At 50.9% G+C, this 24,626-nt stretch carries 19 protein-coding genes and 3 pseudogenes; 9 read left to right on the top strand and 13 right to left on the bottom strand.

Annotated features, from left to right (window positions below; all coding sequences use genetic code 11):
• Window positions 1–19: 19 nt before the first annotated feature.
• Entirely contained in the window at window positions 20–3,922 is a 3,903-nt protein-coding gene (gene hrpA, locus HV314_RS12510; protein ID WP_047498566.1) for an ATP-dependent RNA helicase HrpA, read from the bottom strand.
• Window positions 3,923–4,123: 201 nt separating this feature from the next.
• On the opposite strand from hrpA, the gene azoR reads away from it, so the two are divergent.
• A complete protein-coding gene (azoR, locus tag HV314_RS12505; protein WP_006684422.1) occupies window positions 4,124–4,729 on the top strand; it encodes an FMN-dependent NADH-azoreductase in 606 nt (201 codons plus the stop codon).
• A 43-nt stretch (window positions 4,730–4,772) separates the two neighbouring features.
• On the opposite strand, the gene HV314_RS12500 is transcribed toward azoR, so the two are convergent.
• The 4 genes from HV314_RS12500 to HV314_RS12485 all read right to left on the bottom strand — a co-directional run bounded on the left by HV314_RS12500 (window position 4,773) and on the right by HV314_RS12485 (window position 8,244).
• On the bottom strand, window positions 4,773–4,958 hold the full coding sequence (locus HV314_RS12500) for a hypothetical protein (RefSeq protein WP_016153181.1): 186 nt from the start codon (window positions 4,956–4,958) through the stop codon (window positions 4,773–4,775).
• Between the two features lie 127 nt (window positions 4,959–5,085).
• Window positions 5,086–5,409: a YdbL family protein gene (locus tag HV314_RS12495; protein ID WP_016156611.1), complete on the bottom strand. Its 324-nt coding sequence runs from the start codon at window positions 5,407–5,409 to the stop codon at window positions 5,086–5,088.
• Window positions 5,410–5,416: 7 nt separating this feature from the next.
• Window positions 5,417–5,608 carry a YnbE family lipoprotein gene (locus tag HV314_RS12490; RefSeq protein ID WP_016156612.1) on the bottom strand — a complete coding sequence of 64 codons (192 nt, stop codon included), beginning with the start codon at window positions 5,606–5,608 and terminating at the stop codon, window positions 5,417–5,419.
• On the bottom strand, window positions 5,605–8,244 hold the full coding sequence (locus HV314_RS12485; protein WP_181548074.1) for a YdbH family protein: 2,640 nt from the start codon (window positions 8,242–8,244) through the stop codon (window positions 5,605–5,607). The genes HV314_RS12490 and HV314_RS12485 overlap by 4 nt, the downstream gene beginning before the upstream one ends.
• A 690-nt stretch (window positions 8,245–8,934) precedes the next feature.
• Here HV314_RS12485 and HV314_RS12480 point away from each other — a divergent pair.
• Together HV314_RS12480 and hslJ are read left to right on the top strand one after the other, a co-directional pair.
• On the top strand, window positions 8,935–9,924 hold the full coding sequence (locus HV314_RS12480) for a 2-hydroxyacid dehydrogenase (RefSeq protein WP_003833196.1): 990 nt from the start codon (window positions 8,935–8,937) through the stop codon (window positions 9,922–9,924).
• Between the two features lie 112 nt (window positions 9,925–10,036).
• Complete coding sequence (hslJ, locus tag HV314_RS12475; RefSeq protein WP_046274558.1) at window positions 10,037–10,456, top strand: heat shock protein HslJ; 420 nt, start codon at window positions 10,037–10,039, stop codon at window positions 10,454–10,456.
• A 13-nt stretch (window positions 10,457–10,469) separates the two neighbouring features.
• Here hslJ and HV314_RS12470 read toward each other — a convergent pair whose 3' ends face one another.
• The gene (locus tag HV314_RS12470; protein ID WP_003020360.1) at window positions 10,470–10,736 is read right to left on the bottom strand and encodes a putative hemolysin; all 267 of its coding nucleotides are present in this window, start codon (window positions 10,734–10,736) and stop codon (window positions 10,470–10,472) included.
• Window positions 10,737–11,010: 274 nt separating this feature from the next.
• Between HV314_RS12470 and nifJ the strand changes: the two genes are divergently transcribed.
• From nifJ to uspF, 4 genes are all read left to right on the top strand, one after another.
• Window positions 11,011–14,535: a pyruvate:ferredoxin (flavodoxin) oxidoreductase gene (gene nifJ, locus HV314_RS12465; protein ID WP_181548073.1), complete on the top strand. Its 3,525-nt coding sequence runs from the start codon at window positions 11,011–11,013 to the stop codon at window positions 14,533–14,535.
• Between the two features lie 367 nt (window positions 14,536–14,902).
• Window positions 14,903–16,036: a porin OmpC gene (ompC, locus tag HV314_RS12460; RefSeq protein ID WP_016156616.1), complete on the top strand. Its 1,134-nt coding sequence runs from the start codon at window positions 14,903–14,905 to the stop codon at window positions 16,034–16,036.
• A 145-nt stretch (window positions 16,037–16,181) separates the two neighbouring features.
• On the top strand, window positions 16,182–16,394 hold the full coding sequence (locus HV314_RS12455) for a KTSC domain-containing protein (RefSeq protein ID WP_043016208.1): 213 nt from the start codon (window positions 16,182–16,184) through the stop codon (window positions 16,392–16,394).
• Between the two features lie 81 nt (window positions 16,395–16,475).
• Window positions 16,476–16,910, top strand: a complete 435-nt coding sequence (gene uspF / locus HV314_RS12450) for a universal stress protein UspF (protein ID WP_016153190.1) — start codon at window positions 16,476–16,478, stop codon at window positions 16,908–16,910.
• A gap of 329 nt (window positions 16,911–17,239) precedes the next feature.
• On the opposite strand, the pseudogene HV314_RS27380 reads toward uspF, so the two are convergent.
• From HV314_RS27380 to HV314_RS12425, 3 genes and pseudogenes are all read right to left on the bottom strand, one after another.
• Window positions 17,240–18,323, bottom strand: a pseudogene (locus HV314_RS27380) (IS3 family transposase).
• 18 nt (window positions 18,324–18,341) lie between these two features.
• Window positions 18,342–18,482: pseudogene (yecR, locus tag HV314_RS27375) on the bottom strand (YecR family lipoprotein); the annotation flags it as partial.
• 208 nt (window positions 18,483–18,690) lie between these two features.
• Window positions 18,691–18,921, bottom strand: a complete 231-nt coding sequence (locus HV314_RS12425) for a hypothetical protein (protein ID WP_181548072.1) — start codon at window positions 18,919–18,921, stop codon at window positions 18,691–18,693.
• A gap of 58 nt (window positions 18,922–18,979) precedes the next feature.
• Here HV314_RS12425 and HV314_RS12420 point away from each other — a divergent pair.
• Together HV314_RS12420 and ttcA are read left to right on the top strand one after the other, a co-directional pair.
• Window positions 18,980–19,339: pseudogene (locus HV314_RS12420) on the top strand (tyrosine-type recombinase/integrase); the annotation flags it as partial.
• 49 nt (window positions 19,340–19,388) lie between these two features.
• Window positions 19,389–20,324, top strand: a complete 936-nt coding sequence (gene ttcA / locus HV314_RS12415) for a tRNA 2-thiocytidine(32) synthetase TtcA (RefSeq protein WP_016153195.1) — start codon at window positions 19,389–19,391, stop codon at window positions 20,322–20,324.
• Window positions 20,325–20,373: 49 nt separating this feature from the next.
• On the opposite strand, the gene dbpA is transcribed toward ttcA, so the two are convergent.
• The 4 genes from dbpA to HV314_RS12395 form a co-directional block, all read right to left on the bottom strand.
• Window positions 20,374–21,747, bottom strand: coding sequence for an ATP-dependent RNA helicase DbpA (gene dbpA / locus HV314_RS12410; protein ID WP_181548071.1), 1,374 nt, complete (start codon window positions 21,745–21,747; stop codon window positions 20,374–20,376).
• 28 nt (window positions 21,748–21,775) lie between these two features.
• Window positions 21,776–21,943 (bottom strand): proline-rich small protein YnaL, encoded by a 168-nt coding sequence (gene ynaL / locus HV314_RS12405; protein WP_016153197.1) that lies wholly within the window; start codon window positions 21,941–21,943, stop codon window positions 21,776–21,778.
• Between the two features lie 275 nt (window positions 21,944–22,218).
• The gene (zntB, locus tag HV314_RS12400; protein WP_016153198.1) at window positions 22,219–23,202 is read right to left on the bottom strand and encodes a zinc transporter ZntB; all 984 of its coding nucleotides are present in this window, start codon (window positions 23,200–23,202) and stop codon (window positions 22,219–22,221) included.
• A gap of 156 nt (window positions 23,203–23,358) precedes the next feature.
• Window positions 23,359–24,468 (bottom strand): methyl-accepting chemotaxis protein, encoded by a 1,110-nt coding sequence (locus tag HV314_RS12395; RefSeq protein ID WP_181548070.1) that lies wholly within the window; start codon window positions 24,466–24,468, stop codon window positions 23,359–23,361.
• Window positions 24,469–24,626: the final 158 nt, after the last annotated feature.

Below are 24,626 nucleotides of genomic sequence, written 5' to 3'. Positions count from 1 at the left end.
TATGCTGTCTGGTACCGATTTATCCCGAAATCTGCTCCATCGCCTGCAAAATACGTTTATCGGAAATCGGATACGGCGTACCAAGCTGCTGGGCAAAATAGCTGACGCGCAGCTCTTCTATCATCCAGCGGATCTCTTTGACATCGTCATCTTCACGGCGCGCGGGAGGCAGTTTATTGAACCACTGCTGCCAGGCCTGCTGCACGCTATCCACTTTCAGCATCTGCGCACGGTCACGATGCGGATCGATAGCCAGTTTTTCCAGACGCTTTTCGATAGCCTGCAAATAACGCAGCGTATCGCCCAGACGCTTGAAACCATTGCCGGTAACAAATCCACGGTACACCAGCCCGCCCATCTGCGATTTGATATCCGCAAGCCCCAGCGCCATGGTCATATCCACGCGCCCTTTCAGACGTTTGTTGATATTAAACACCGCGGTCAGGATCTGTTCGACCTGCTTAGCAATATCCACCACCGTATCGTTCAGTTCAGCCCGCACTTTTTCATGCAGCGCCGCAAAGCCTTCTTCGGTCCACACCGGACCACCGTTGGCGTCGATCAGTTGATCCACACCACAGGATATACAGTCGTCAATCAAATCCAGCACTTTACCGTACGGGTTAAAATACAGCCCCAGCTTGGCTTTGTTGGGCAGTTTCTCATGCAAATATTTGATTGGTGAAGGAATATTCAGCAACAACAGGCGGCGTAAACCGCACCACATCGCCTGCTGTTGCTCCAGCGGGTTATCAAACAGTTTGATGGCAACGCTGTCACGCTCATCCACCAGCGCTGGCCAGGCTTTTACCTTATAGTTACCGCGTTTTTGCTCGTAACTCTCCGGAAGCTGACCGAAGCTCCAGATGTGCAACCCGCTCTGTTCGATACCGTCATCCGCCACCGCAGACAATGTTTCCTGAACTTTACCCTTCAGTGCGTCTTTCAGATCCTGCAGCGAACGTCCTTCCTGCAGCTTTTTGTTCTTATCATCCACTACCCGGAAGGTGATTTTTAGGTGATCGGGCACCTGATCCCAATGCCAGTCTTCACGGTCAACGGTCACGCCGGTCATGCGGCGCAGTTCACGCTCCAGCGAGTCGAGCAGCGGCAGTTCCAGCGGCGTGACGCGGCCTAAAAACGCTTCCGCATAGTTCGGCGCGGGCACAAAGTTGCGTCGTACCGGTTTCGGCAGAGACTTAATCAGGGCGATAACCAGTTCACGGCGCAGCCCCGGAATTTGCCATTCAAAACCGCTCTCTTCGATCTGATTGAGCAGCGGGAGCGGAATATGCACGGTCACACCGTCCGCATCGGCCCCGGGTTCGAACTGGTAACTTAACCGTAGTTTGAGATTGCCCTGATGCCAGAAGTTCGGGTAATCCAGCTTACTGATTTTTTCCGCGCCCTCTTTGATGAGCATGCTCTTTTCAAAGTTGAGCAGATCCGGCGTTTCACGGCTGATCTTTTTCCACCAGCTGTCAAAGTGACGCGCGGAGACCACATCATGGCTGATGCGTTGGTCGTAAAACTCAAATAGCGTCTCATCATCAACCAGAATGTCGCGACGGCGCGATTTGTGCTCTAACTCTTCCACCTCAGCGCGTAACTTCAAATTGTCACGGAAAAACGCATGGCGCGTTTGCCAGTCGCCTTCCACCAGCGCATGGCGGATGAACAGTTCACGCGACAACGCGGGATCGATCTGGCTGTAGTTCACCTTACGGGCTGCAACAATCGGTAAACCGTAAACGGTAACCTTTTCTGTTGCCATCACCGCGCCCTGCGCACGTTCCCAGTGCGGTTCACTGTATGAACGTTTGATCAGATGCTGGGCAACCGGTTCGACCCACTCAGGATCGATGCGTGCAGCAATACGTCCCCACAGGCGGCTGGTTTCCACCAACTCCGCTACCATCGTCCACTTCGGCGGTTTTTTAAATAGACCAGAGCCTGGGAAGATCGAGAAGCGAGCGTTACGCGCCCCGGTAAATTCCTGTTTATCGGCATCTTTCATCCCGATATGTGACAGTAAACCGGTCAGCAACGCGACGTGGATCTCTCTGTATTCAGCGGGTTCGCTGTTAACAGGAATCCCTAACTCTTTCACCACCTGACGCAGTTGCGTGTAGATATCCTGCCATTCACGCACGCGCAGGTAGTTCAGAAAATCAAGTTTACACTGACGACGGAACTGGTTTGACGACAGCGCTTTCTGCTGCTCGCCGAGATAGTTCCACAGATTCACAAATGCGAGGAAATCAGACTCTTTGTCGTGGAAACGGCGATGCTTCTCGTCGGAGGCCTGCTGCTTGTCCATCGGGCGCTCGCGCGGATCCTGAATAGACAGCGCCGAGGTGATAATCATCGCCTCACGTACGCAGCCATGTTTTTGCGCTTCCAGCACCATGCGAGCCAGGCGTGGATCCACCGGCAGTTGCGAGAGCTGACGGCCCAATGGCGTCAGTTTGTAAGCTGTTGCCTGTTCGTCGGTGGTTATCGCCCCCAGTTCTTCGAGCAGGCGTACACCGTCCTGAATGTTACGTTTATCCGGCGCTTCAACAAACGGAAACGCCGCGATATCGCCCAGCCCCAAGGCAGTCATCTGCAAAATAACGGACGCCAGGTTGGTACGCAGGATCTCCGGGTCGGTAAACTCCGGGCGCGACAGGAAATCGTCTTCAGAATACAGACGAATACAGATCCCCTCCGAAACACGACCGCAACGGCCTTTACGCTGGTTGGCAGAGGCCTGCGACACCGGTTCAATCGGCAAGCGCTGAACTTTGGTGCGGTAACTGTAACGGCTGATACGCGCAGTACCCGGATCAATCACATACTTGATCCCCGGAACGGTCAGCGAGGTTTCCGCCACGTTGGTCGCCAGCACGATACGGCGACCGCTGTGCGACTGAAACACACGGTTCTGCTCGCTGTTGGAAAGACGCGCATAAAGCGGTAGCACTTCGGTATGGCGCAAATCCAGCTTATTCAGCGCATCGGCGGTATCGCGGATTTCGCGCTCGCCGCTCATGAAGATCAAAATGTCGCCCTGACTTTCACGGCCTAACTCATCTACGGCATCAAAAATTGCCTGCAATTGGTCACGCTCGGTGTCATCTGCGTCTTCAACAATTGGACGATAGCGAACTTCCACCGGATAGGTTCGACCAGAGACTTCGATAATCGGGGCATTATTGAAATGCTTTGAAAAACGCTCCGGATCGATGGTCGCCGAAGTGATGATAATTTTTAGATCCGGACGGCGCGGCAGAAGCTCTTTCAGATAGCCGAGCAGAAAATCGATATTCAGGCTGCGCTCATGCGCTTCATCGATGATGATGGTGTCGTACTGCATCAGCAGCCGATCCTGCTGGATTTCCGCCAGCAAGATACCGTCCGTCATCAGCTTAACCATGGTGTTGTCGCTGACATGATCGCTAAAACGGACTTTATAACCGATACAACCGCCCGGCTCGGTTTGCAGCTCTTCTGCAATACGGTTCGCCACGGTACGCGCCGCCAGACGACGCGGCTGGGTATGGCCGATCAGCCCTTTTACCCCGCGCCCGAGCTCCATACAGATTTTGGGTAACTGAGTGGTTTTCCCTGATCCCGTTTCCCCAGCGACAATCACCACCTGGTTATCGCGGATCGCTTCCAGAATATCCTGTTTTTTCTGACTGACGGGCAGGTTTTCCGGGTAGCTGATGACCGGACGCGCGGCTTCACGCAGCACAACTTTACCTGCAGCGTGATCAATCTCTTTTGCCATCTCCTGGTAAATGGCCTGTTGTGCATCAGGATTTTTAACCTTCTTCACGCCCTGCAGGCGGCGGGCAAAACGCTGTCTGTCACGCAGCATCAGTGAATCCAGCTGTTGCTGCAACATGTTGAAGGTTAATTTTTGTTGTTCTGTCATAGCGTTAAAAGGCAGTGCTCTGCCGGGTTAAATCTCTTTTAGATGATAGGTATAGAGTACCACATCAGCGCTTTTCATGTGTTGTTCAATAATTTCGAACATAGGATTCGATATATTGCGCTATCACTGCGACAGGATTGTGAATAAAGTGTCAACAAGCAACGGGGCACTCCCCCTTCAAACACATAAAAGGAAACACCCATGAGCAAGGTATTAGTTCTTAAATCCAGTATTCTGGCAGGGTACTCTCAGTCTGGTCAGTTGTCTGATTATTTTGTTGAACAGTGGCGTGAAAAGCACTCCGCTGATGAAATCACCGTCCGTGACCTGGCTGCAAATCCTGTTCCGGTACTGGATGGCGAACTGGTGGGTGCGCTGCGCCCGAGCGATGCACCGCTGACACCGCGTCAGCAGGAAGCGCTGGCGTTGTCCGATGAGCTGATTGCTGAGCTGAAAGCGCATGATGTGATTGTTATCGCCGCGCCGATGTATAACTTCAACATCCCAACCCAGCTGAAAAACTATTTCGATCTGATTGCCCGTGCAGGTGTGACTTTCCGTTATACCGAGAAAGGTCCGGAAGGTCTGGTGACGGGTAAACGCGCAGTCGTATTGACCAGCCGTGGTGGTATCCATAAAGATACGCCGACCGACCTGATCACGCCGTATCTGAACGTATTCCTGGGCTTTATCGGCATCACCGACGTGAACGTCGTCTTTGCTGAAGGCATTGCGTACGGCCCGGAAGTGGCGTCCAAAGCGCAGTCCGATGCGAAAGCCGCTATCGACAGCGTCGTCGCTGCCTGATAATTCCCCCTCTCACCATCCGGTGGGAGGGTTTCTCCAGCATTTACTTCTTTACCTGCACCTGTTTGCCGTGAATGCGGTTAATATCACGCCAGATGGTTGCATAATCTCTGCACTTCGCCAGATTCTCTTCCCAGCAATGCAGCAAAAATTGTTCTGGCTCGGCAACATCCCGGCTTAACAGCTTGAATATCCAACGATTCCAGACATACCACTTGAAAAGCCACATGATTTCACTCCGCAACGCGACCGGTGTTGAACTATATCAGCCTCAGTTTGATGCCGTGTGGCAACTATTGCGATGTCGATGAATAAGTCAGCGTCGTGCCTCTCTGGTTGTGTGCAGAGAAAATTTATTATTTTCTCAACCACTTACCATTGATGCCCTGGACGTACTCCCCCGGTTTAGCCCGAGCGACCAGCTTTTGTCCGGCCATTTTCGCCACTTCATCTGGAGGAATGTTATTGCTCTCAGCCAGTTGCTGATAGCTGGCGCTGCGTGCTTTATTAATCTCACTCACCAGCGCCTGCGTTTCGGCGTCGGTTTGCAATGCCACCAGATAACCATTAAGCGTTTCGCCCACCCGCCCCTGGGATCTGGCTTCATTCAAGGTCAATGCCCACCCATTGCCACTGAATAAACTCAATGCCACCAGGATCACTGCAAGCTGTTTTTTCATCGTGACCTCAGAACAAATCGCTGCGCGATTTTAATAAGCTCTCAACGTCTTTATCGACTTTGATATGGATCTCATGCTCGATTTTGACGTTCATATTAATAGTGATCGGCTCTTTAGGCGCAGCCACTTCGATTCTGGGTGTGCACCCGATCAGCAGAGATGAAGCCAGCAGACCCAGCATGGCAGCTATCGTTTTCATTGTTGTTCCTCACATTCCTTGCCTTCCGGGCAATGGGATTCCGGCAGCGCTGCATTTTGTTCAAGCCATGCCTGTAAATTGTCGCCAAAACGCAAACTACGCCATAGCGTAAAGACGTTTTCCTCATGGGTGTAATTCAAATTAACCGTCCCCACTTTGCCATCCACCCGGCTATTGCCAGTTACGGTTGCCTGCATGGTTAAGACACCGAGATTATCCAAATTTATTTTCGTCCAGGAATGGCTTATTTCCATATAACGCAGCCAGTTAATGGCCGCACCGGCTGCCATATTATCTTTGACGACGGCATCCGCCGTGTCTTTATCAATACGCAGCGTCATAGGCCCCGGATTGGTCAGCCAGCCGTCTTTAATGATCCACTTTTCGTTATCCAGCCATAACGGCAACGCACCGCTGACCGGGCCAGACATGGCGAATTGCTTGGGATTAACCGCGCTGATAAGCTCGCTGGAAGAGATATTCTGCACCCGTAATAATGCCGGATCGTGCTGCGGCATCCGCAGTTGTTGCATGATGACTTTGCCCCCCAGCAGTTCGGCGCTGACATCGCTTAACAGTAACGGATTGTCTTCACTCCAGGGATACGCCCCCTGTAGATCGGCGGCGATATTTTTCACCGTCACCTGATTCACCACTTCCGCAATACGCAGTGAAATAGGTCCACGCGTACCCAGTTGCCATGCGCCTTCACTAAACCGGAAAGGCAACACAAAATCGACGCCATTAATTTGGTTATCGGGCATCCAGGCGCTACCGCCTTTTAATACCCCATGGCCGCCCGCTTCAAAGCCCTGTTCCGGGGCAGCCGAAAACGCAACCTGCGCATACAGTTCACCTTCACGTAGCTTCATTTTCCAGTCTGGTGGGATGAGCGGTTGGAATACGGTGAACGATTGTTTTGGCCACCAGGCCTGTCCGCGCAGGCGGATCCCGTCCCAACGGCCATTTACCTGTACTGGACCTATCGCGCCCGCGTGAAGCTGTCCTTTAAACTGGAAAATCGTCGGGTCGGTGCCTTCCACGCTGAACTTCAGGGTTGACGGCGGTAACACGCTCCCCCCGGTAAAGGTGGTGTTCCCTGCGTCCAGCGACAGCGCGCCGCTGAAAGTCGGTTTGTTGGCATCCCGTACCCAGACGATCGGCTCGTCCATCACCAGGCGTGGGGTTTCCACCTTCATGGTGCCGTATTGCAGGTGGTCAAATCCGGTGGAGAGATCAAAAAGCTTCAGGGTGTTGTCATGCCATTCGCCCTTACCCGCCACGTCCCAACGCGCATGCATTGGCGTAAAGCTGCCTTTGCCCCAGTACCTCCACTGCCAGCGACCCGCGTCAGGGAGAAAATCATTTGCCAGACCATCCAGATGCAATTCAAAACCGCCCATCTGGTTTTCATGCGCGCGCAATATAGCCTGCAGACGGCCATCTACGCCGCGCTGTGTTACTTTTACGCCCGCCAGCGGCCAGCGAATTTCGTCAATATCCAGCGAGTCAATCACCCGTCCACGCGAACGCAGCAGCGCTCCTGGCTCGAAAGCCAGCTGCGGGTCGTTCAGGCTTCCGGTGAGTCTGGCGGGTAATTTGGCGTAGAAGATCAGGTCACCCTGTTTCGCCTCGCCTATCAACTGTAACGGCATATCACTACTATCCACACCCAGCTTACCTGGCCCCAGCGTTAATACGGCGTTTCCTTTACCTGCATCGCCTTGGGTCAGTATGTTCAGACGCCCACTCACCACCGCATTTTCCAGCCCGGCCTGCCAGTTTTCAACTTTCATGCCCAACCGCCCGCTGAGCGGGAATCCCTGATAAGGCCAGTTCCAGCGACCGTCGCTGATGGTTAATTGCTGACGGGTTATTTCCCACGGAAGATCGAGCAACGGATCGGCATTGTCCCGCGCCATGACGATCAGTTGTCCGCTGTTTTCTTGCCACTCCAGTTCGGCGTCCACCAGTGAGGGCTCCTGCGGCAAGCTCAGAGTAGCAACCGCATGACCGCTCACCGGTAGTCCATCAGGAACCAGCGGCATGGTAAATTCACCGACCAGTTTTACCGGCGGTTGCCCTTCAAATGCGGCTATATCCAGCTCATTTACCGTGAGATTTTGCCCGTGCAGACGCCCCTGGAATTTCACTTTTTCACCCTGGTAGCGCAGTTGCTGGGTCGATGGCGTTAGCGAGAGAGACAGTTTTCCCTGCCACTCCTGCCAGGGGGAGAGAATAACTTTGTCGATGTTAATCCAGGTATTGGGCAGCATCGATTGCCATTCAGCCAGCGTTTTGGGCGCTGCCGGAGACGCTTCTGTCTGCGGTAATTTAGCCAGGCAAACGGAATCCAGCTCAATTGTCCCGACATTAAGCAACCAGCGGCTGGGATGGGAAAGATCGGCCTGAGTAATGCGCGCTAGCGGGCAATCATCGACCAGATAGCGGAGTTCCGGGATATGCAGCCCATGCCGTGTCAGCCGTGGGCTCTCATCCAGCGCGATGCGCGTGCCAACAGGTAACCAGACGCCCACCAGCGTAGGAACCCACAGGCCAAGCGTCATGACCAACGTCAGCGGCACGAGAATCAATAATAAGAGAAGTGCCAGAGCGGCTTTATATTTACCCTTCATGGGTAGTTAATATCCTGATTTAGCGAAAATTTAAGCCGGTTTAGGCCAGTATTGTGGCATGTTTAACAGGATATGCCCACATTAAGAATAAATTCCCATGAAGTATATGCACTATTTATCAATCAACGAGAATTAATAAAATAATAATCAATTCAATAATATAGTGCATTATTTTATATGGCACGCTGTTACACGTGCCGTCGGGAATATAAAGAACTCAGACTCAATGAGGCCTCAGTTCTCCATCGCTATGTTTAGGTCCTAAACGACCAGCTTCTATCAGAATTTCCTCAATGAGCTCTTCGAGGCACTCCCTACCATGATGATCGCAGACCAGATGTACCTGCCGGGAAATCTCCTCAGGTTTCATACCATCACATAATGCCGCCTTAAGCATTAAGGTGGCCCATCGCTTTGCTTCAGAGTGAGTTAACATGACCCCTCCCGATATTTGCTACCTGTATAAGCGTAGCTGTCTGGATGTGATTCGGCTGGCTTTTTACCTGCATCGATTACGGGTATTAAGTTGGACGGAAAAATATCCAGTTGTTGAAATTGAGTAACCTGCCCACACTAACAACAGATGCGCTGAAATTATTCATTACGCCTATGACTATCAATAACTTTTTAGATTTTGTAAAATAATTTGAATTGGATTAATGTGACGTCAAAATCACTGGAGAAAGTCTTATGAAACTCGCCATCTATAGTACAAAACAGTACGACAAGAAGTATCTGCAGCAGGTTAACGAGGCTTTTGGTTTTGAACTTGAATTCTTTGACTTTCTGCTGACGGAGAAAACAGCCAAAACAGCCCATGGCTGTGAAGCCGTCTGTATCTTCGTCAACGACGATGGCAGCCGCCCGGTTCTGGAAGAGCTGAAAAAGCATGGCGTGAAATATATTGCGCTGCGTTGCGCCGGCTTCAATAACGTCGATCTCGACGCGGCAAAAGAGCTCGGCCTGCAGGTCGTCCGTGTGCCAGCCTATTCACCGGAAGCCGTCGCTGAACATGCGATTGGCATGATGATGACGTTGAATCGCCGTATTCACCGCGCCTATCAGCGTACTCGTGATGCTAACTTCTCTCTTGAGGGGCTGACCGGCTTTACCATGTATGGCAAAACGGCTGGGGTGATCGGTACCGGTAAGATTGGGATTGCGGCACTGCGGATCCTGAAAGGTTTTGGGATGCGCCTGCTGGCGTTTGATCCCTATCCAAGCGCTGCCGCACTGGAGTTAGGCGTCGAATATGTCGATCTTAAAACGCTGTTCGCGGAGTCCGATGTCATCTCCCTGCACTGTCCGTTAACGCCGGAGAATTATCACCTGCTCAATCACGAAGCCTTTGAGCAAATGAAAAATGGCGTGATGGTTATTAACACCAGCCGCGGGGCATTGATCGATTCACAAGCCGCTATCGATGCGCTGAAAAACCAGAAAATTGGTTCTCTGGGTATGGACGTGTATGAAAACGAACGCGACCTGTTCTTTGAAGATAAATCCAATGACGTGATTCAGGATGATGTGTTCCGCCGCCTGTCGGCCTGTCATAACGTGCTGTTCACCGGTCACCAGGCGTTCCTGACGGCCGAAGCATTGACCAGCATTTCTGAGACAACGCTGCAAAATCTGGCACAGATCTCCAAAGGCGAAACCTGTCCAAACGCCCTCTTCTAATCCCTATGCTCCCCTGGATTCAGGGGGGCATTTTCAGATAATCACCGATGCTAAAATCTTCAGTATCATTATTATATTGAATATATTCCCGTCACAAACGTAGAGAAATTGAATGAAAAAAGTTGTCACGTTGATTGCGCTCAGCATGCTGATGGCTGGCTGTGTGAGCAATGGAAAAGTTTCCGTCAATCGCGAACAGTTGCAGCATCACCGCTTCGTTTTGCAGAGCGTGAATGGTAAAGCCGTCACCGTCGCTAATAACCAACCCGAATTGAGTTTTGGCGAAAACATGACGGTATCGGGAAAGATGTGTAATCAATTCCACGGTCAGGGCAAACTGTCCGACGGCGAGTTGAAGGTTAAAGATATGGCGATGACCCGCATGATGTGCGCCGATCCACAGCTTAACGCGCTCGACGGGATCGTCAGCGACATGTTTAAGCAAGGCGCACAGGTCGATCTGACTGCTGACCAGTTAACACTGGCGACAGCAGAACAAACGCTGACGTATAAACTCGCGGATTTAATGTAGGAAACGCGGTGGCTTAATAGTTGCCACAGCTTCCGGCGGCAAGCGACTGCTCACTACAGCGTTTGCCGTTGGGTAACGCACACATTCCGATAGCTGAACCATCCAGCTGACGGGCAACGGAGAGCGAACCACCAATCATGGCGCAATTAGCTTCTCCAGAACTGGACATTGCGGCCTTCATCCCCGGTGCGACATGCGCGGCGGTTGCCTGCTGAACAGGTTCACTACTACAAGCCGATAATAATAACGCGGCACACCCTACCCAAAACGCTGCGCGCATCTTACTCCCCTCTGAATATTAACCAAACGACACAGCCATAAATAATAGGCAGCGGAAACACCGCCGTCGAGAGGCAATATGCGCATTTATGCGCACTGTTTACATTTTCTGGCAATTTTTTGGCTGCTCCTTTGATCAAACCATTCATTCTGTTTATTCGGGGGACACAAAAGCGAAAATCTGTCTTTAGCGCTTTTGCTAAACTAAAAGGATAACTACAGGATTCGCCGCTGTTACGCGTGTCCCTTTTTTTGCGCAATGTAAGGGTGTCAGTATGATCACAATTGACGGTAATGGTGCGGTTGCTTCGGTCGCATTTCGTACCAGCGAGGTTATCGCCATCTACCCGATTACGCCCAGTTCGACGATGGCTGAACAGGCGGATGCCTGGGCCGGGAACGGGCTTAAAAACGTGTGGGGGGATACCCCTCGTGTCGTAGAAATGCAGTCGGAAGGCGGTGCGATAGCGACCGTTCACGGCGCGTTGCAGACCGGTGCGCTCTCTACGTCGTTTACTTCATCGCAGGGCCTGTTGCTGATGATCCCGACGCTGTACAAACTGGCCGGTCAGTTGACTCCGTTTGTGCTGCACGTTGCGGCGCGTACGATTGCCACTCACGCATTATCCATCTTTGGCGATCATTCCGACGTGATGGCGGTGCGCCAGACGGGATGCGCAATGCTGTGCGCCAGCAGCGTTCAGGAAGCTCAAGACTTTGCGCTAATTTCGCAAATGGCCACCCTGAAAAGCCGGGTCCCGTTTATTCATTTCTTTGATGGTTTCCGCACATCGCATGAAATTAATAAAATAGTGCCGCTGGCCGATGACACAATCCTCGGGCTGATGCCGCAGGCGGAAATCGATGCTCACCGCGCGCGCGCACTCAACCCGGAGCATCCGGTTATTCGCGGTACGTCTGCGAACCCGGACACCTACTTCCAGTCACGCGAAGCAACAAACCCGTGGTACAACGCGGTTTACGATCACGTAGAACAGGCGATGAACGATTTCGCTGCTGCGACGGGCCGTCAGTACCAGCCATTTGAATACTACGGTCACCCGCAGGCAGAACGCGTCATTATTTTGATGGGCTCGGCGATTGGAACCAGTGAAGAAGTCGTCGAAGAGCTGCTGGCACGCGGCGAGAAAGTTGGCGTTCTGAAAGTGCGTCTGTTCCGCCCATTCTCTGCCAGACATTTACTGCGCGCCCTGCCGGAAACGGTACGGAGCATCGCCGTCCTGGATCGCACCAAAGAGCCCGGCGCGCAAGCTGAACCGTTGTATCTGGATGTAATGACCGCGCTGGCGGAAGCCTTTAACTGCGGCGAACGAGAAACGCTACCGCGGGTGATTGGCGGGCGTTATGGCCTTTCTTCCAAAGAGTTTGGCCCGGACTGCGTCATGGCGGTCTTTAATGAGCTGAGTAGCGCGAAGCCGAAATCTCGCTTTACGGTCGGTATCTATGATGATGTCACCAACTTGTCGCTACCGTTACCGGAAAACACCCTGCCCGGTACCGCGAAGCTCGAGGCACTGTTTTACGGGCTGGGCAGTGACGGTAGCGTGTCGGCCACCAAAAACAACATCAAGATTATCGGTAACTCTACGCCGTGGTATGCGCAGGGTTATTTCGTCTATGACTCGAAAAAAGCAGGCGGTCTGACGGTTTCTCACCTGCGCGTTAGTGAACAACCTATTCGCTCAGCGTATCTGGTGTCGCAAGCCGATTTTGTTGGTTGTCACCAGTTGCAATTTATCGATAAGTATCAGATGGCTGAGCGCCTGAAACCTGGCGGTATATTCCTGCTTAATACCCCGTACAGTGTGGATGAAGTCTGGACACGTCTGCCGCAGGAAGTTCAGGCTGTTCTGAATCAGAAGAAAGCGCGTTTCTACGTGATTAATGCGGCCAAAATCGCCCGCGAGTGCGGTCTGGCTGCACGTATTAACACCGTTATGCAGATGGCGTTCTTCCATCTGACGCAAATCTTACCAGGCGACAGCGCTCTGGCTGAATTGCAGGGTGCGATTGCGAAAAGCTACAGCAGTAAAGGGCAGGATCTGGTTGAACGTAACTGGCAGGCGCTGGCCCTGGCGCGTGAATCCGTCGCCGAAGTGGCGCTTCAGCCGGTTGATCCACATAGCGCTAATCGCCCACCAGTGGTTTCTGATGCTGCACCTGATTTCGTGAAAACCGTCACCGCGGCAATGCTCGCCGGTCTGGGCGATGCCCTCCCCGTTTCAGCGCTGCCGCCAGACGGCACCTGGCCGATGGGCACCACGCGTTGGGAAAAACGCAATATCGCTGAAGAGATCCCCATCTGGAAAGAAGAGCTGTGTACCCAGTGTAACCACTGCGTAGCCGCCTGCCCGCACTCGGCTATCCGCGCCAAAGTGGTTTCACCAGAAGCGATGGAAAATGCCCCTGCCAGCCTGCATTCTCTGGATGTGAAATCACGCGATATGCGCGGTCAGAAATATGTCCTGCAGGTTGCGCCAGAGGATTGCACCGGGTGTAATCTGTGCGTCGAAGTATGCCCGGCGAAAGATCGCCAGAACCCGGAGATCAAGGCCATCAATATGATGTCGCGCCTTGAGCACGTGGAAGAAGAAAAAGTTAACTATGACTACTTCCTCAATCTGCCGGAAATCGATCGCACTAAACTGGAACGCATTGATATTCGTACCTCGCAGTTGATAACGCCGCTGTTTGAGTACTCTGGGGCCTGCTCTGGCTGTGGTGAAACGCCGTATATCAAATTGCTTACGCAGTTGTACGGCGACCGCATGCTGATCGCCAATGCGACCGGCTGTTCATCAATTTATGGCGGTAATCTGCCCTCAACGCCTTATACCACCGACGCCAATGGTCGCGGGCCTGCGTGGGCAAACTCCCTGTTTGAGGATAACGCCGAGTTTGGGCTGGGCTTCCGCCTGACGGTGGATCAGCACCGTGTACGCGTCATGCGTTTAGTGGAACAGTTTGCCGATAACATTCCGGCTGAACTGAATGACGCCCTGCACGCTGAAGCTACGCCAGAGGTGCGCCGTGAGCAAGTTGCAGCACTGCGCCAGCACCTGAAAGATGTCGACGGCGCACAGCAGTTGTTAACCGATGCCGATGCGCTGGTCGAGAAATCTATCTGGCTGATTGGCGGTGATGGCTGGGCTTACGATATTGGTTTTGGTGGCCTGGATCACGTCCTGAGCCTGACCGAGAACGTCAATATTCTGGTTCTGGATACCCAGTGTTACTCCAATACAGGCGGACAAGCGTCGAAAGCTACGCCGCTCGGGGCCGTCACTAAATTTGGTGAGCATGGCAAGCGCAAAGCTCGCAAAGATCTTGGCGTCAGTATGATGATGTACGGGCACGTGTATGTTGCACAAATCTCTCTGGGCGCGCAGTTGAACCAGACGGTGAAAGCTATCCAGGAAGCGGAAGCCTATCCAGGTCCGTCGCTGATTATCGCCTATAGCCCATGTGAAGAGCATGGTTACGATCTCGCACTAAGCCATGATCAGATGCGTCAGCTCACGGCAACCGGGTTCTGGCCGCTGTACCGCTTTGATCCGCGTCGAGCAGATGAAGGTAAGCTGCCGCTGGCGCTGGACTCTCGGCCACCGTCAGACGCCCTGGCCGAAACATTGCTTAACGAGCAGCGCTTCCGTCGTCTGAATACCCAACAGCCAGAAGTCGCAGAACAGCTCTGGAAAGACGCCGCAGCCGATCTGCAAAAACGCTACGACTTCCTTGCGCAGTTGGCTGGAAAAGCGGAAAAGAGCGGTACCGAGTAATGCGTTTATCTCAGTATTAACCTGGAACCCAAAAAAAAAGCCCGAACAGTTGTTCGGGCTTGTCAATTTATTCGCTGGCTAATTAATAATAGCTATCAATACGTCAACGAAAAATAAAACGTGACAATAAAGGCATATAACACGCGCAGAATAGCCCAACACACTTCAATTGTATAATTTTTATTTTATATATTTACCAACAATACATTCACCACAATTATCATCATTTCCGTAGAATTATTTCTTTAAGGTTTTACTTAAGGCGTAACAATTCATATTTATCCCTTTACGGAACTTCTCCTTTAGCATGCTTTTACTCCCTACATGGGTAGTCACAGGTTAATAAAAAAACTAAAGGATTATTTCAATGAACAGAAAAGTACTGGCTCTCGTAATTCCTGCCCTGCTGGCTGCAGGCGCTGCTCACGCTGCTGAAGTTTATAATAAAGACGGCAACAAATTAGATCTCTATGGCAAAGTAGACGGCCTGCATTATTTCTCTGATGACGCTAACAGTGATGGCGATCAGACTTATATGCGTATGGGCTTCAAAGGCGAAACTCAGGTTAACGATATGATTACCGGTTACGGCCAGTGGGAATATCAGGTTCAGGCTAACGGCACCGAAGGTGATAAAGGCGACTCCTGGACTCGTCTGGCATTCGCAGGTATTAAAGTCGGCGACTACGGCTCATTCGACTACGGCCGTAACTACGGCGTAATGTACGACGTTGAAGGCTGGACCGATATGCTGCCGGAATTCGGTGGCGACTCTTACACCAAAGCAGACAACTTCATGACCGGTCGTGCAAACGGCGTGGCGACCTACCGTAATACCGACTTCTTTGGTCTGGTTGACGGTCTGAACGTGGCGTTGCAGTATCAGGGCGCGAACGAAAATCAGTCACCAGAGCAGGAAGGCACCAATAACGGTGGCGACGATCGTAACATGAAGAACTCCAACGGTGACGGCTTCGGTATCTCCTCGACCTACGATTTGGGTATGGGTGTAAGCTTCGGTGCAGCATACACCTCTTCTGACCGTACTAACGAGCAGGTTAACGATTCTACCGCGGGCGGTGATAAAGCTGACGCGTGGACAGTCGGTCTGAAATACGACGCGAACAACATCTACCTGGCAACAATGTACTCCGAAACCCGCAACATGACCCCTTATGGTGGCTCAAACGGTAGTGATAATACGATTGCCAACAAAACTCAGAACTTTGAAGTGACTGCGCAATACCAGTTCGACTTCGGTCTGCGTCCGGAAGTGTCTTTCCTGATGTCTAAAGGTAAGGATCTGGGTGTAAACGGATCTGATGGCGACCAGGATCTGGTGAAATACGCATCCGTTGGCGCTACTTACTACTTCAACAAAAACTTCTCCACCTACGTTGATTACAAAATCAACCTGCTGGATGAAGATAAAAACTTCTACAGCCAAAACGACATCTCTACCGATGACGTAGTAGCACTGGGTATGGTTTACCAGTTCTAATCCGTCAGCCCGCTGGCAACAGCGGGCTCTCTTTATGTTCTAACAATTCTGTTTTATCCAGATCAAAACATTATATCTGTTGCGCTAAAACACATCTCTGATAGATGATATCTTGCATTAAGACCTGTAGTAGAGGATACCTGCAATGAATCATCATCCTGTAAAATCATCCCGTATTGCATCCGTCGGCTATGACGAATCCTCCCGCACGCTAGAAATTCGCTTTCACCAGTTGGCTACTCTGCAATATCAGCATGTCCCTGCTCGTATTTTTCGTGATTTCCTGAGCGTCGTTTCTAAAGGTCGATTTTACGATGGAGTAATAAAAGGAAAGTTTCCTGAAATAAAAATAAAGTGATGCCAAAATGTGATCTTTGTCATTGTACATAAAGTGCCATTACGCGGTAAGCTTTGGGTGGATACTTAAACAGGAGGTTTTATGAACAGAACGATTCTTGTACCCATCGATATTTCAGACTCAGAATTAACTCAACGTGTTATTGCCCATGTTGAAGCAGAGGCAAAAATTGACGATGCACAGGTTCATTTTTTGACCGTAATTCCGTCACTGCCCTATTATGCTTCCCTGGGATTGGCCTACTCGGCAGAGTTACCGGCCATGGAAGATCTGAAAGCCGAAGCAAAATCTCAACTGGAAGAGATTATCAAGAAGTTCAATATCCCAACGGACAGAGTGCACGTTCATGTCACAGAAGGTGCGCCAAAAGATAAGATTCTGGAGATGGCCAAAAAATTACCGGCTGATATGGTCATTATTGCCTCACATCGACCTGACATCACCACCTACCTGCTGGGGTCTAACGCCGCAGCCGTGGTGCGTCATGCGGAGTGTTCGGTACTGGTAGTCCGCTAAGCTGTCTGGCCCGCACATCGCTGCGGGCTTTTTGTTTCTACCTCTTATACCCCACGATTCCTGTCCTAAATGTGCTGACATTTTTCCCGCTTATCCGTACCATACACGCCACAGTTTTTATATCAGACTTCTTTTGCCGGACCATCCGGCGTGATGCATACTCTTCTTATGCCACACTATGAATTGAGCCTCTATTAAATGTTGCAAAATCAATATATTAGCAAGAAAGAACAATACAACCTGAACATGAAGGATTAAAAAACGTAGCTAATTGATAAGACTATTTTTTATCGAATAATCAAAAAGATAAGCGTGTAAATAGACCCGTTTTAGTTCCATGCATTTTTTGAGATCCCGGCCAAATAATGGTGTTGTCGATATTCCTCCGGCGTCATATTGTCCAGTGATTCATGCGGGCGTTCACAGTTATATTCTGACAACCATTTTTCCGTGATTTCCCGCACTTCATTCAGCGTTCTGAACAGATAAAAATCGAGTATTTCTGTACGGTATGTCCGGTTAAAGCGCTCAATGAAAGCGTTCTGCATCGGCTTACCTGGCTGGATAAGCTCCAGTTTTACTGTATGTTTCTCTGCCCATTCGGCCAGTGCCAGAGAGATAAATTCCGGACCATTATCCGACCGGATACCCGCGATTTGCCGCGATCCTGTCGAGTACACGGACCACTCGCTGAGCTGGCAGATTCAGATCGATTTCAATCGACAACGCCTCACGGTTAAAGTCATCAACGACATTGAACGTGCGAAAACGACGGCCACAGACCAGGGCATCATGCATAAAATCGACAGGCCAGCTCTGATTCAGCGCTTCCGGTGTGGCCAGTGGTGAGGGATTACGTACCGGCAACCGCTGTTTGCCGTTACGGCGAAAATTCAGCTTCAGCAGACAGTAAATATGTGATTCCACGAGTATCCCTGCCGCCGCAGAACCTGGAAAAGTTTCGGAAAACCGTATCGTGGGTATCGCTCTGCCACTGCCTGCAACGCGACCATAACGGGTTCGTCCCGCGTGGTATCTGGGCGGTAATGGTAAACCGTTCTGCTCAGGTTCAGACTCCGGCAGGCCTGACGGATACTGAGTCCAAACGTCGTTATCAGATGAGTGACCAGCTCACGCTTAAAGGCTGGTTTTAAAGCTTTTTTTCGATAACGTCTTTCAGCGCCCGGTTCTCATCCTCAAGATCCTTGATTTTTTAATATCAGAAGCCTCCATACCGCCGTATCTGGACTTTCAGTTGTAGTAGGTGGCTTCAGAGATACCGGTCTCCCGGCAGACATCCTTAACAGTTCGTCCGGCTTCAACCGACTTAATCACGGCGATGATCAGATGCTCAGTAAAACGGGCTTTAGTGCACTGATACTCAATATAGACATCCGCCTGCCTGCACCCCATAGGGCCAGGATCTGTGCATTGTGACGTTTGGCCACCGAATGCCTCGGCCCCCTCGTACCCCCAAATCCTGCACTTTTGTGCCGCCAGGGATTGCCCCTGCGTCATATCAACATTCGCCTTTTCAAATGCTCCGTAGCTATCACCAACGTGATAGCCCATTCTAATTGTCCCGTCGGCTTTGCTCCCACCGACAGGCGTCATCTGTTTTTGAACGGTACAGCCGGATAGCGCTAAAACACACAAACAACACAATGATATTTTTTTCATGATAAACCCTATTCATTTTAGGTTTTTTCATGATGAGCCATGAGTTTAGGGAAACATACTGCTACTCGGTGTTTTAGGATTACGTTTACCCGGTTCCTGGTTAGCGTTTATCAGTACGCAACTGACGGCGGGCCTCCAGATACACCCGCGCTCCGAATATCTCAACGCACCAGCGCACGCGCTTGCGGGCCTCGTCTGCTGTCAGCCAGGGCGCAATCTGCTGAATATCCCGGGTCAGGTCCGAAATTTTTTTTCTCGTCGTGTAGTAGCTCACACCAATAATATAAACCGGATCATTCTGTTCGAACGCCTCCAGCACGCACTGCTCCATAAAATCTGCATCATCGTCCGCTAACGCCTCGTTGAGAATACTAACTAGCGCTTTTGCGCACCCTAAGACAAAAATAATCTTTCACCATCGTGAATATGGCGCTACCGAGATCCAGAAAGTGCACTTTGTTTTCATGCCCAGGATGCGCAAGGGGGAACAAAAACCCTACTACTCTATGAGTAGCATAGGTGCCAGATGGAACGCTGCTGTAAAACGTGCTGGTATTCGTCGCCGTAATCCGTACCATACGCGGCATACTTTTGCTTGCTGGCTGTTATCGGCTGGAGCGAACCCATCATTTATAGCTAATCAGATGGGGCATGAAAACGCGCAGATGGTATACGAAATTTACAGTGCATGGATTGAAGAACTGAACGGCGAACAGGTGAAAATGCTCAACGCCAAACTTGCCCTGTAAAAAAATTTTGCCCCTTATATGCCCCTCCTGGAGTCAGAGACAGTAAATAATGCAAGAAAATCAACAAGTTACAAAGAAAGAACAATACAACCTGAACAAATTGCAAAAACGTCTGCGCCGTAACGTGGGCGAAGCGATTGCCGACTTCAATATGATCGAAGACGGCGATCGCATTATGGTGTGCCTTTCCGGGGGGAAAGACAGCTATACCATGCTGGAGATCCTGCGTAATTTGCAGCAAAGCGCCCCGATCAGTTTTTCCTTAGTTGCGGTTAACCTCGATCAGAAACAACCTGGCTTCCCGGAGCACATTCTGCCGGAGTATCTGGAGCAACTGGGCGTTGAGTATAAGATTGTCGAAGAAAACACCTACGGGATCGTCAAAGATAAAATCCCTGAAGGCAAAACGACCTGCTCGCTCTGCTCTCGCCTGCGTCGCGGCATTCTGTACCGCACGGCAACTGAGTTAGGTGCCACCAAGATTGCGCTCGGTCACCATCGCGACGATATCCTGCAAACGCTGTTCTTAAACATGTTCTACGGCGGGAAGATGAAAGGTATGCCACCGAAGCTGATGAGCGATGACGGTAAACATATCGTTATCCGTCCGCTGGCTTACTGCCGTGAGAAAGATATTGAGCGTTTCTCCGAAGCGAAAGGTTTCCCGATTATTCCATGTAATCTGTGCGGCTCACAGCCTAACCTGCAGCGTCAGGTCATTGCCGATATGCTGCGCGACTGGGACAAACGCTATCCAGGGCGTATTGAAACCATGTTCAGCGCAATGCAGAACGTTGTACCTTCACATCTTAGCGATATCAATCTGTTCGATTTTAAAGGTATCAGGCACGGTTCAGAGGTTGTGGACGGCGGTGATTTAGCGTTCGATCGTGAAGAGATCCCGCTGCAGCCTGCGGGCTGGCAGCCAGAAGAAGATGATGCTCAACTGGATGAGCTGCGCCTGAACGTCGTGGAAGTGAAGTAAGTCGATAGTACCGGATAAGCGGAGCGCCATCAGGCGCTCCGACGAGTGGTTATTTCAATAACCGAACCCGGCAAGTCTTGCCTTTTATCTTACCGTTTTGCAATTGCTTCCATGCCTTATGCGCTACAGTCTGGCGAACAGCGACATAGACATGCGCCGGATGAACGGCAATTTTGCCGATATCGGCGCCTTCCAGACCAATATCACCGGTCAGCGCGCCGAGAACATCGCCGGGACGCATTTTAGCCTTTTTACCGCCATCAATGCATAACGTCGTCATCTCAGCTTCCAGCGGCAGGATTGGGCCGTTAGCTGGGGCTGGCAGCCAGTTCAGCTTCAGTTGCAGCATTTCAGAAAGAATATTGGCCCGCTGCGCTTCTTCCGGTGCACAGAAGCTAATCGCCAGACCACTGTTGCCGGCACGCGCGGTACGTCCGATACGATGGACGTGGACTTCCGGATCCCACGCCAGTTCGAAGTTAACCACCAGCTCAAGTGATTTAATATCCAGACCACGCGCGGCCACATCGGTAGCAACCAGAATGCGCGCGCTACCGTTGGCAAAACGTACCAGCGTCTGATCGCGATCACGCTGCTCAAGATCGCCATGCAGTGAGAGCGCGCTTTGCCCCGCCGCATTCAGTGCGTCACACACGGCCTGACAATCTTTTTTGGTATTACAAAAAACTACGCATGATGCAGGTTGATGCTGACTGAGCAATTTCTGCAACAGCGCAATTTTGCCGTGGCTGGAAGTTTCGAAAAACTGCTGCTCAATCGCCGGCAGCGCGTCAACGGTATCAATTTCGATCGTTAATGGATTTTGTTGCACCCGGCCACTAATGGCAGCAATGGCTTCCGGCCAGGTCGCAGAAAACAGTAAGGTCTGACGCGAAGCTGGCGCAAAGCGAATGACATCATCAATCGCATCGCTAAAGCCCATATCCAGCATGCGATCGGCTTCATCCATCACCAGCGTATTCAGGGCATCCAGAGAAACAGTGCCTTTTTGCAGATGGTCGAGTAAACGCCCCGGCGTGGCGACAATAATATGTGGCGCATGCTGCAGGGAGTCACGTTGTGCGCCAAAGGGCTGCCCACCGCACAACGTTAAGATCTTGGTGTTAGGCAGAAAGCGCGCTAAGCGACGCAGCTCACCCGCCACCTGGTCAGCAAGCTCGCGCGTTGGGCACAGCACCAGGGACTGCGTCTGAAACAGCGCGACATCAACATGCTGTAATAATCCAAGACCAAAAGCCGCCGTTTTGCCACTGCCGGTTTTAGCCTGCACGCGAACATCTTTCCCCGCCAGAATTGCCGGTAACGCAGCAGCCTGAACAGGCGTCATTTCAAGATAACCCAGCTCGTTAAGATTCTCGAGTTGGGCAGCAGGTAAAACATTCAGGGTTGAAAAAGCGGTCACAATTTAATCTCGCGGTAAAAACTCACAATCAGCAGGCGCGTATCCTCGCAGATCTGCGCCCGCGATGCGACAATTTAATCGGCTCTTCATCCGGTGGCGGATCCGGCATTGGCTGCGGACGAGGTATGGGATCGGGAATGGGAACCGGGTCGGTCGGTAGCGAATCAGTGTGCGGCGTTGCAATCAGACAGTTCATATACCCCTCCAGTTATTCAGGTTGGCTCTTTTAGGGTAGACGCTGATTTCCTGCAGGCAAAAAAAAGCCGACTAATCTAAGTCGGCGTCGTACGAATCAATTGTGCTATGCAGTAATTCAAAAAAGGAAGTAAGACAATATGGAGCGCAACGCCCATCGCTTGACGTTGCATTCACCTGCGAGAGAGATATTGCCCCGAATAGGTAGATGGTTTATTGACTTCGCTCAAAAACCAGGACGTTTTCATGCGCAAAAGTCACTAAAAAACGTTGTTGTTACAACCATTTACTACGATGCAACCATAAAGTAACACCACCAATCAGGACCACTAACAGAATACAAAAAAGTGAGAAGCCAAACTGCCAGCCACCGCCAGGGATACCGCCTAGGTTAACGCCAAACAGCCCGGTTAAAAATGTGCTGGGAAGAAAAACCATTGCCATCAATGACATTGTATACGTTCGGCGAGCCAGAGACTCCTGCATAACCTGCGCAATTTCATCCGCCATAATACCGGTCCTGGCAATACAGGCATCTATTTCATCCAGCCCTCTCCCTAGCCTGTCAGCGATATCCTGCATCCGCCGCCGATGGTCGTCGGTCATCCAGGAAAAACGTTCGCTCGCCAGCCGGGAATAGACATCGCGTTGAGGCGCCATATAGCGGCGCATCACAATTAACTGCTTACGCAGCAATGCCAGGAAACCACGCGGCGGAATCTGCTGATCAAGCAGGTTATCTTCCAGATCGATAATCTTATCGTGCAGTTGTTCGATAAACTCACTGGCATGATCGGTTAGTGCATCGCAAACATCCACCAGCCAACTACCACAATCAGCCGCTCCCGTGCCTTCCTGGAGATCGCTGACCACATCATCCAGCGCCAAGACTTTACGCTGACGCGTTGAGACAATCAGACGTTCATCCATATATAAGCGCATCGCAACCAGTTGGTCAGGTCGCTCGTCGGTGCTGCCGTTAATACAGCGCAGCGTAATCAACGTACCTTCCCCTACCCGGCTTACGCGTGGGCGCGTGCTTTCACCCGCCAGCGCATCACGCACGTTATTGGGAAGTAAAGGCGTTGTCGCCAGCCATTGCGCGCTTTCAGGATGGGTATAATTAAGATGCAGCCAGCAGGGATGTTGACTGTCGATAACATCGTTATCTTCCAGTGGCTTCACCCCACCACGGCCATCCAACAGCCAGGCAAACACAGCATCCGGCACATTAACATCCGTTCCCTTAATGGCTTCCACAGCGCCTCCACAAACATTCAGCTTTTTTCGATAGTCTAGCTGTCAGAATATGTTAAGCAATATCTCATTGTCCCATTGTGCTGAAATGATTCATAAAAAGTATCTGATAATAAGAAAAGCGCCGACGAATGCGGCGCTGGTTACGAGATGCCCCTCTCAGGCCCGCTGGTGTCTCTCTGATTCAAGCGCATGACTTAAGCGAAATTTATGCGTTCGCGATTGAAGGTCAATCACCTGATTTTTCAGGATACCTGAGGAGTCAGAAAGCTCATCAACCATAATGGCATTACTTTGGGTGACGTTCTCCAGTTCGGCCAGAGCATGGGTAATTCTGATAATTCCTTTCTCCTGCTCCTGCGTAGTGGTTAATATCTCGCCCATCAGTTGGTTTAATTGCCCGGCCCCCCCGACAATATCATGCATGTTTTTTTCAGCTTCACGCACAATAGCAGCGCCTTGCTGAACATTTTGATGGGTTTGGGCAATCAGTTGCTTAATATTCTTAGCAGCATCTGCACTACGGTGTGCAAGCATTCTTACCTCACCGGCCACCACGGAAAACCCTTTGCCATGTTCACCGGCCCTTGCAGCTTCCACAGCAGCATTCAATGCCAGAATATTTGTCTGGAATGCAATACCATCTATCAGCGTAATAATTTCTGTCATTTGCTGTGCGCATTCGGTGATTGAACGCATATTTGTCGCAACCTGCACCATTAATTCGCCACCCTGACGGGCGCATTGCGTGGCAATTGTTGCCTGAGCGCTGGCTATTTGCGTGTTATCAGCATTATTCCGCGTATTAACCGCTATTTCATCCATGTTGGCAGCCGTCTGCATTAATGCTCCGGATTGCTGTTCTGTTTTCACTGAAAGCTCGGCGCTGCGTTCCGCCAGCTGTTCAGAAAGCGTCATCGCCGTTTGCGAGGATGTTCTGATCTCATTAACGAGTGCTGAAATATTACTTGATAAGCTATTGATGCCAGGAATTAGTCTACCCGCACAGTTATTACCAAATTCGGGAATACTGATTGCCAGATTCCCGGATGTTACTTCTTCAATGCTTCTTTTAACCGTATTAATCGGCATGACCAGATATTTCGTCATGTACCACCACAAACATAATATAGAAATAATGCTTACCGCATTAGTGCCAATAATAATTTCTGGGGTAGCCGAAAAAATCATTTCAACAACATTGAGCGCAACCGCTGTAATGAGCAGAAATAAAACAATAAAGGTTCTGACGCTAATATCATTTAACATTTTAACCCTGTGCACCAAGAAATAACGTGGATGTTATTTTTATAGCATCTGCAATACAGATTTCCATTGCTCTGTGACGAAAGCTGAACTTTCAATGAGAGCCAGCAGCCCTTTTACTTAAGTCAATAAATTACACTAGCCATTCATAATAGTTCAGC

The sequence above is a fragment of the Citrobacter sp. RHBSTW-00887 genome (genome assembly GCF_013728095.1).
Taxonomy (GTDB): Bacteria; Pseudomonadota; Gammaproteobacteria; order Enterobacterales; family Enterobacteriaceae; genus Citrobacter; species Citrobacter braakii.
Note: the sequence above shows the minus strand (reverse complement) of the source record. Positions and strands in the feature narration are given on the sequence as shown.

Excerpts from the sequence above, each read along its gene's own strand:
- hrpA (WP_047498566.1), bottom strand. The coding sequence starts at position 3,922 with ATGACAGAACAACAAAAATTAACCTTCAACATGTTGCAGCAACAGCTG.
- azoR (WP_006684422.1), top strand. The coding sequence starts at position 4,124 with ATGAGCAAGGTATTAGTTCTTAAATCCAGTATTCTGGCAGGGTACTCT.
- HV314_RS12500 (WP_016153181.1), bottom strand. The coding sequence starts at position 4,958 with ATGTGGCTTTTCAAGTGGTATGTCTGGAATCGTTGGATATTCAAGCTG.
- HV314_RS12495 (WP_016156611.1), bottom strand. The coding sequence starts at position 5,409 with ATGAAAAAACAGCTTGCAGTGATCCTGGTGGCATTGAGTTTATTCAGT.
- HV314_RS12490 (WP_016156612.1), bottom strand. The coding sequence starts at position 5,608 with ATGAAAACGATAGCTGCCATGCTGGGTCTGCTGGCTTCATCTCTGCTG.
- HV314_RS12485 (WP_181548074.1), bottom strand. The coding sequence starts at position 8,244 with ATGAAGGGTAAATATAAAGCCGCTCTGGCACTTCTCTTATTATTGATT.
- HV314_RS12480 (WP_003833196.1), top strand. The coding sequence starts at position 8,935 with ATGAAACTCGCCATCTATAGTACAAAACAGTACGACAAGAAGTATCTG.
- hslJ (WP_046274558.1), top strand. The coding sequence starts at position 10,037 with ATGAAAAAAGTTGTCACGTTGATTGCGCTCAGCATGCTGATGGCTGGC.
- HV314_RS12470 (WP_003020360.1), bottom strand. The coding sequence starts at position 10,736 with ATGCGCGCAGCGTTTTGGGTAGGGTGTGCCGCGTTATTATTATCGGCT.
- nifJ (WP_181548073.1), top strand. The coding sequence starts at position 11,011 with ATGATCACAATTGACGGTAATGGTGCGGTTGCTTCGGTCGCATTTCGT.
- ompC (WP_016156616.1), top strand. The coding sequence starts at position 14,903 with ATGAACAGAAAAGTACTGGCTCTCGTAATTCCTGCCCTGCTGGCTGCA.
- HV314_RS12455 (WP_043016208.1), top strand. The coding sequence starts at position 16,182 with ATGAATCATCATCCTGTAAAATCATCCCGTATTGCATCCGTCGGCTAT.
- uspF (WP_016153190.1), top strand. The coding sequence starts at position 16,476 with ATGAACAGAACGATTCTTGTACCCATCGATATTTCAGACTCAGAATTA.
- HV314_RS12425 (WP_181548072.1), bottom strand. The coding sequence starts at position 18,921 with ATGGAGCAGTGCGTGCTGGAGGCGTTCGAACAGAATGATCCGGTTTAT.
- ttcA (WP_016153195.1), top strand. The coding sequence starts at position 19,389 with ATGCAAGAAAATCAACAAGTTACAAAGAAAGAACAATACAACCTGAAC.
- ynaL (WP_016153197.1), bottom strand. The coding sequence starts at position 21,943 with ATGAACTGTCTGATTGCAACGCCGCACACTGATTCGCTACCGACCGAC.
- HV314_RS12395 (WP_181548070.1), bottom strand. The coding sequence starts at position 24,468 with ATGTTAAATGATATTAGCGTCAGAACCTTTATTGTTTTATTTCTGCTC.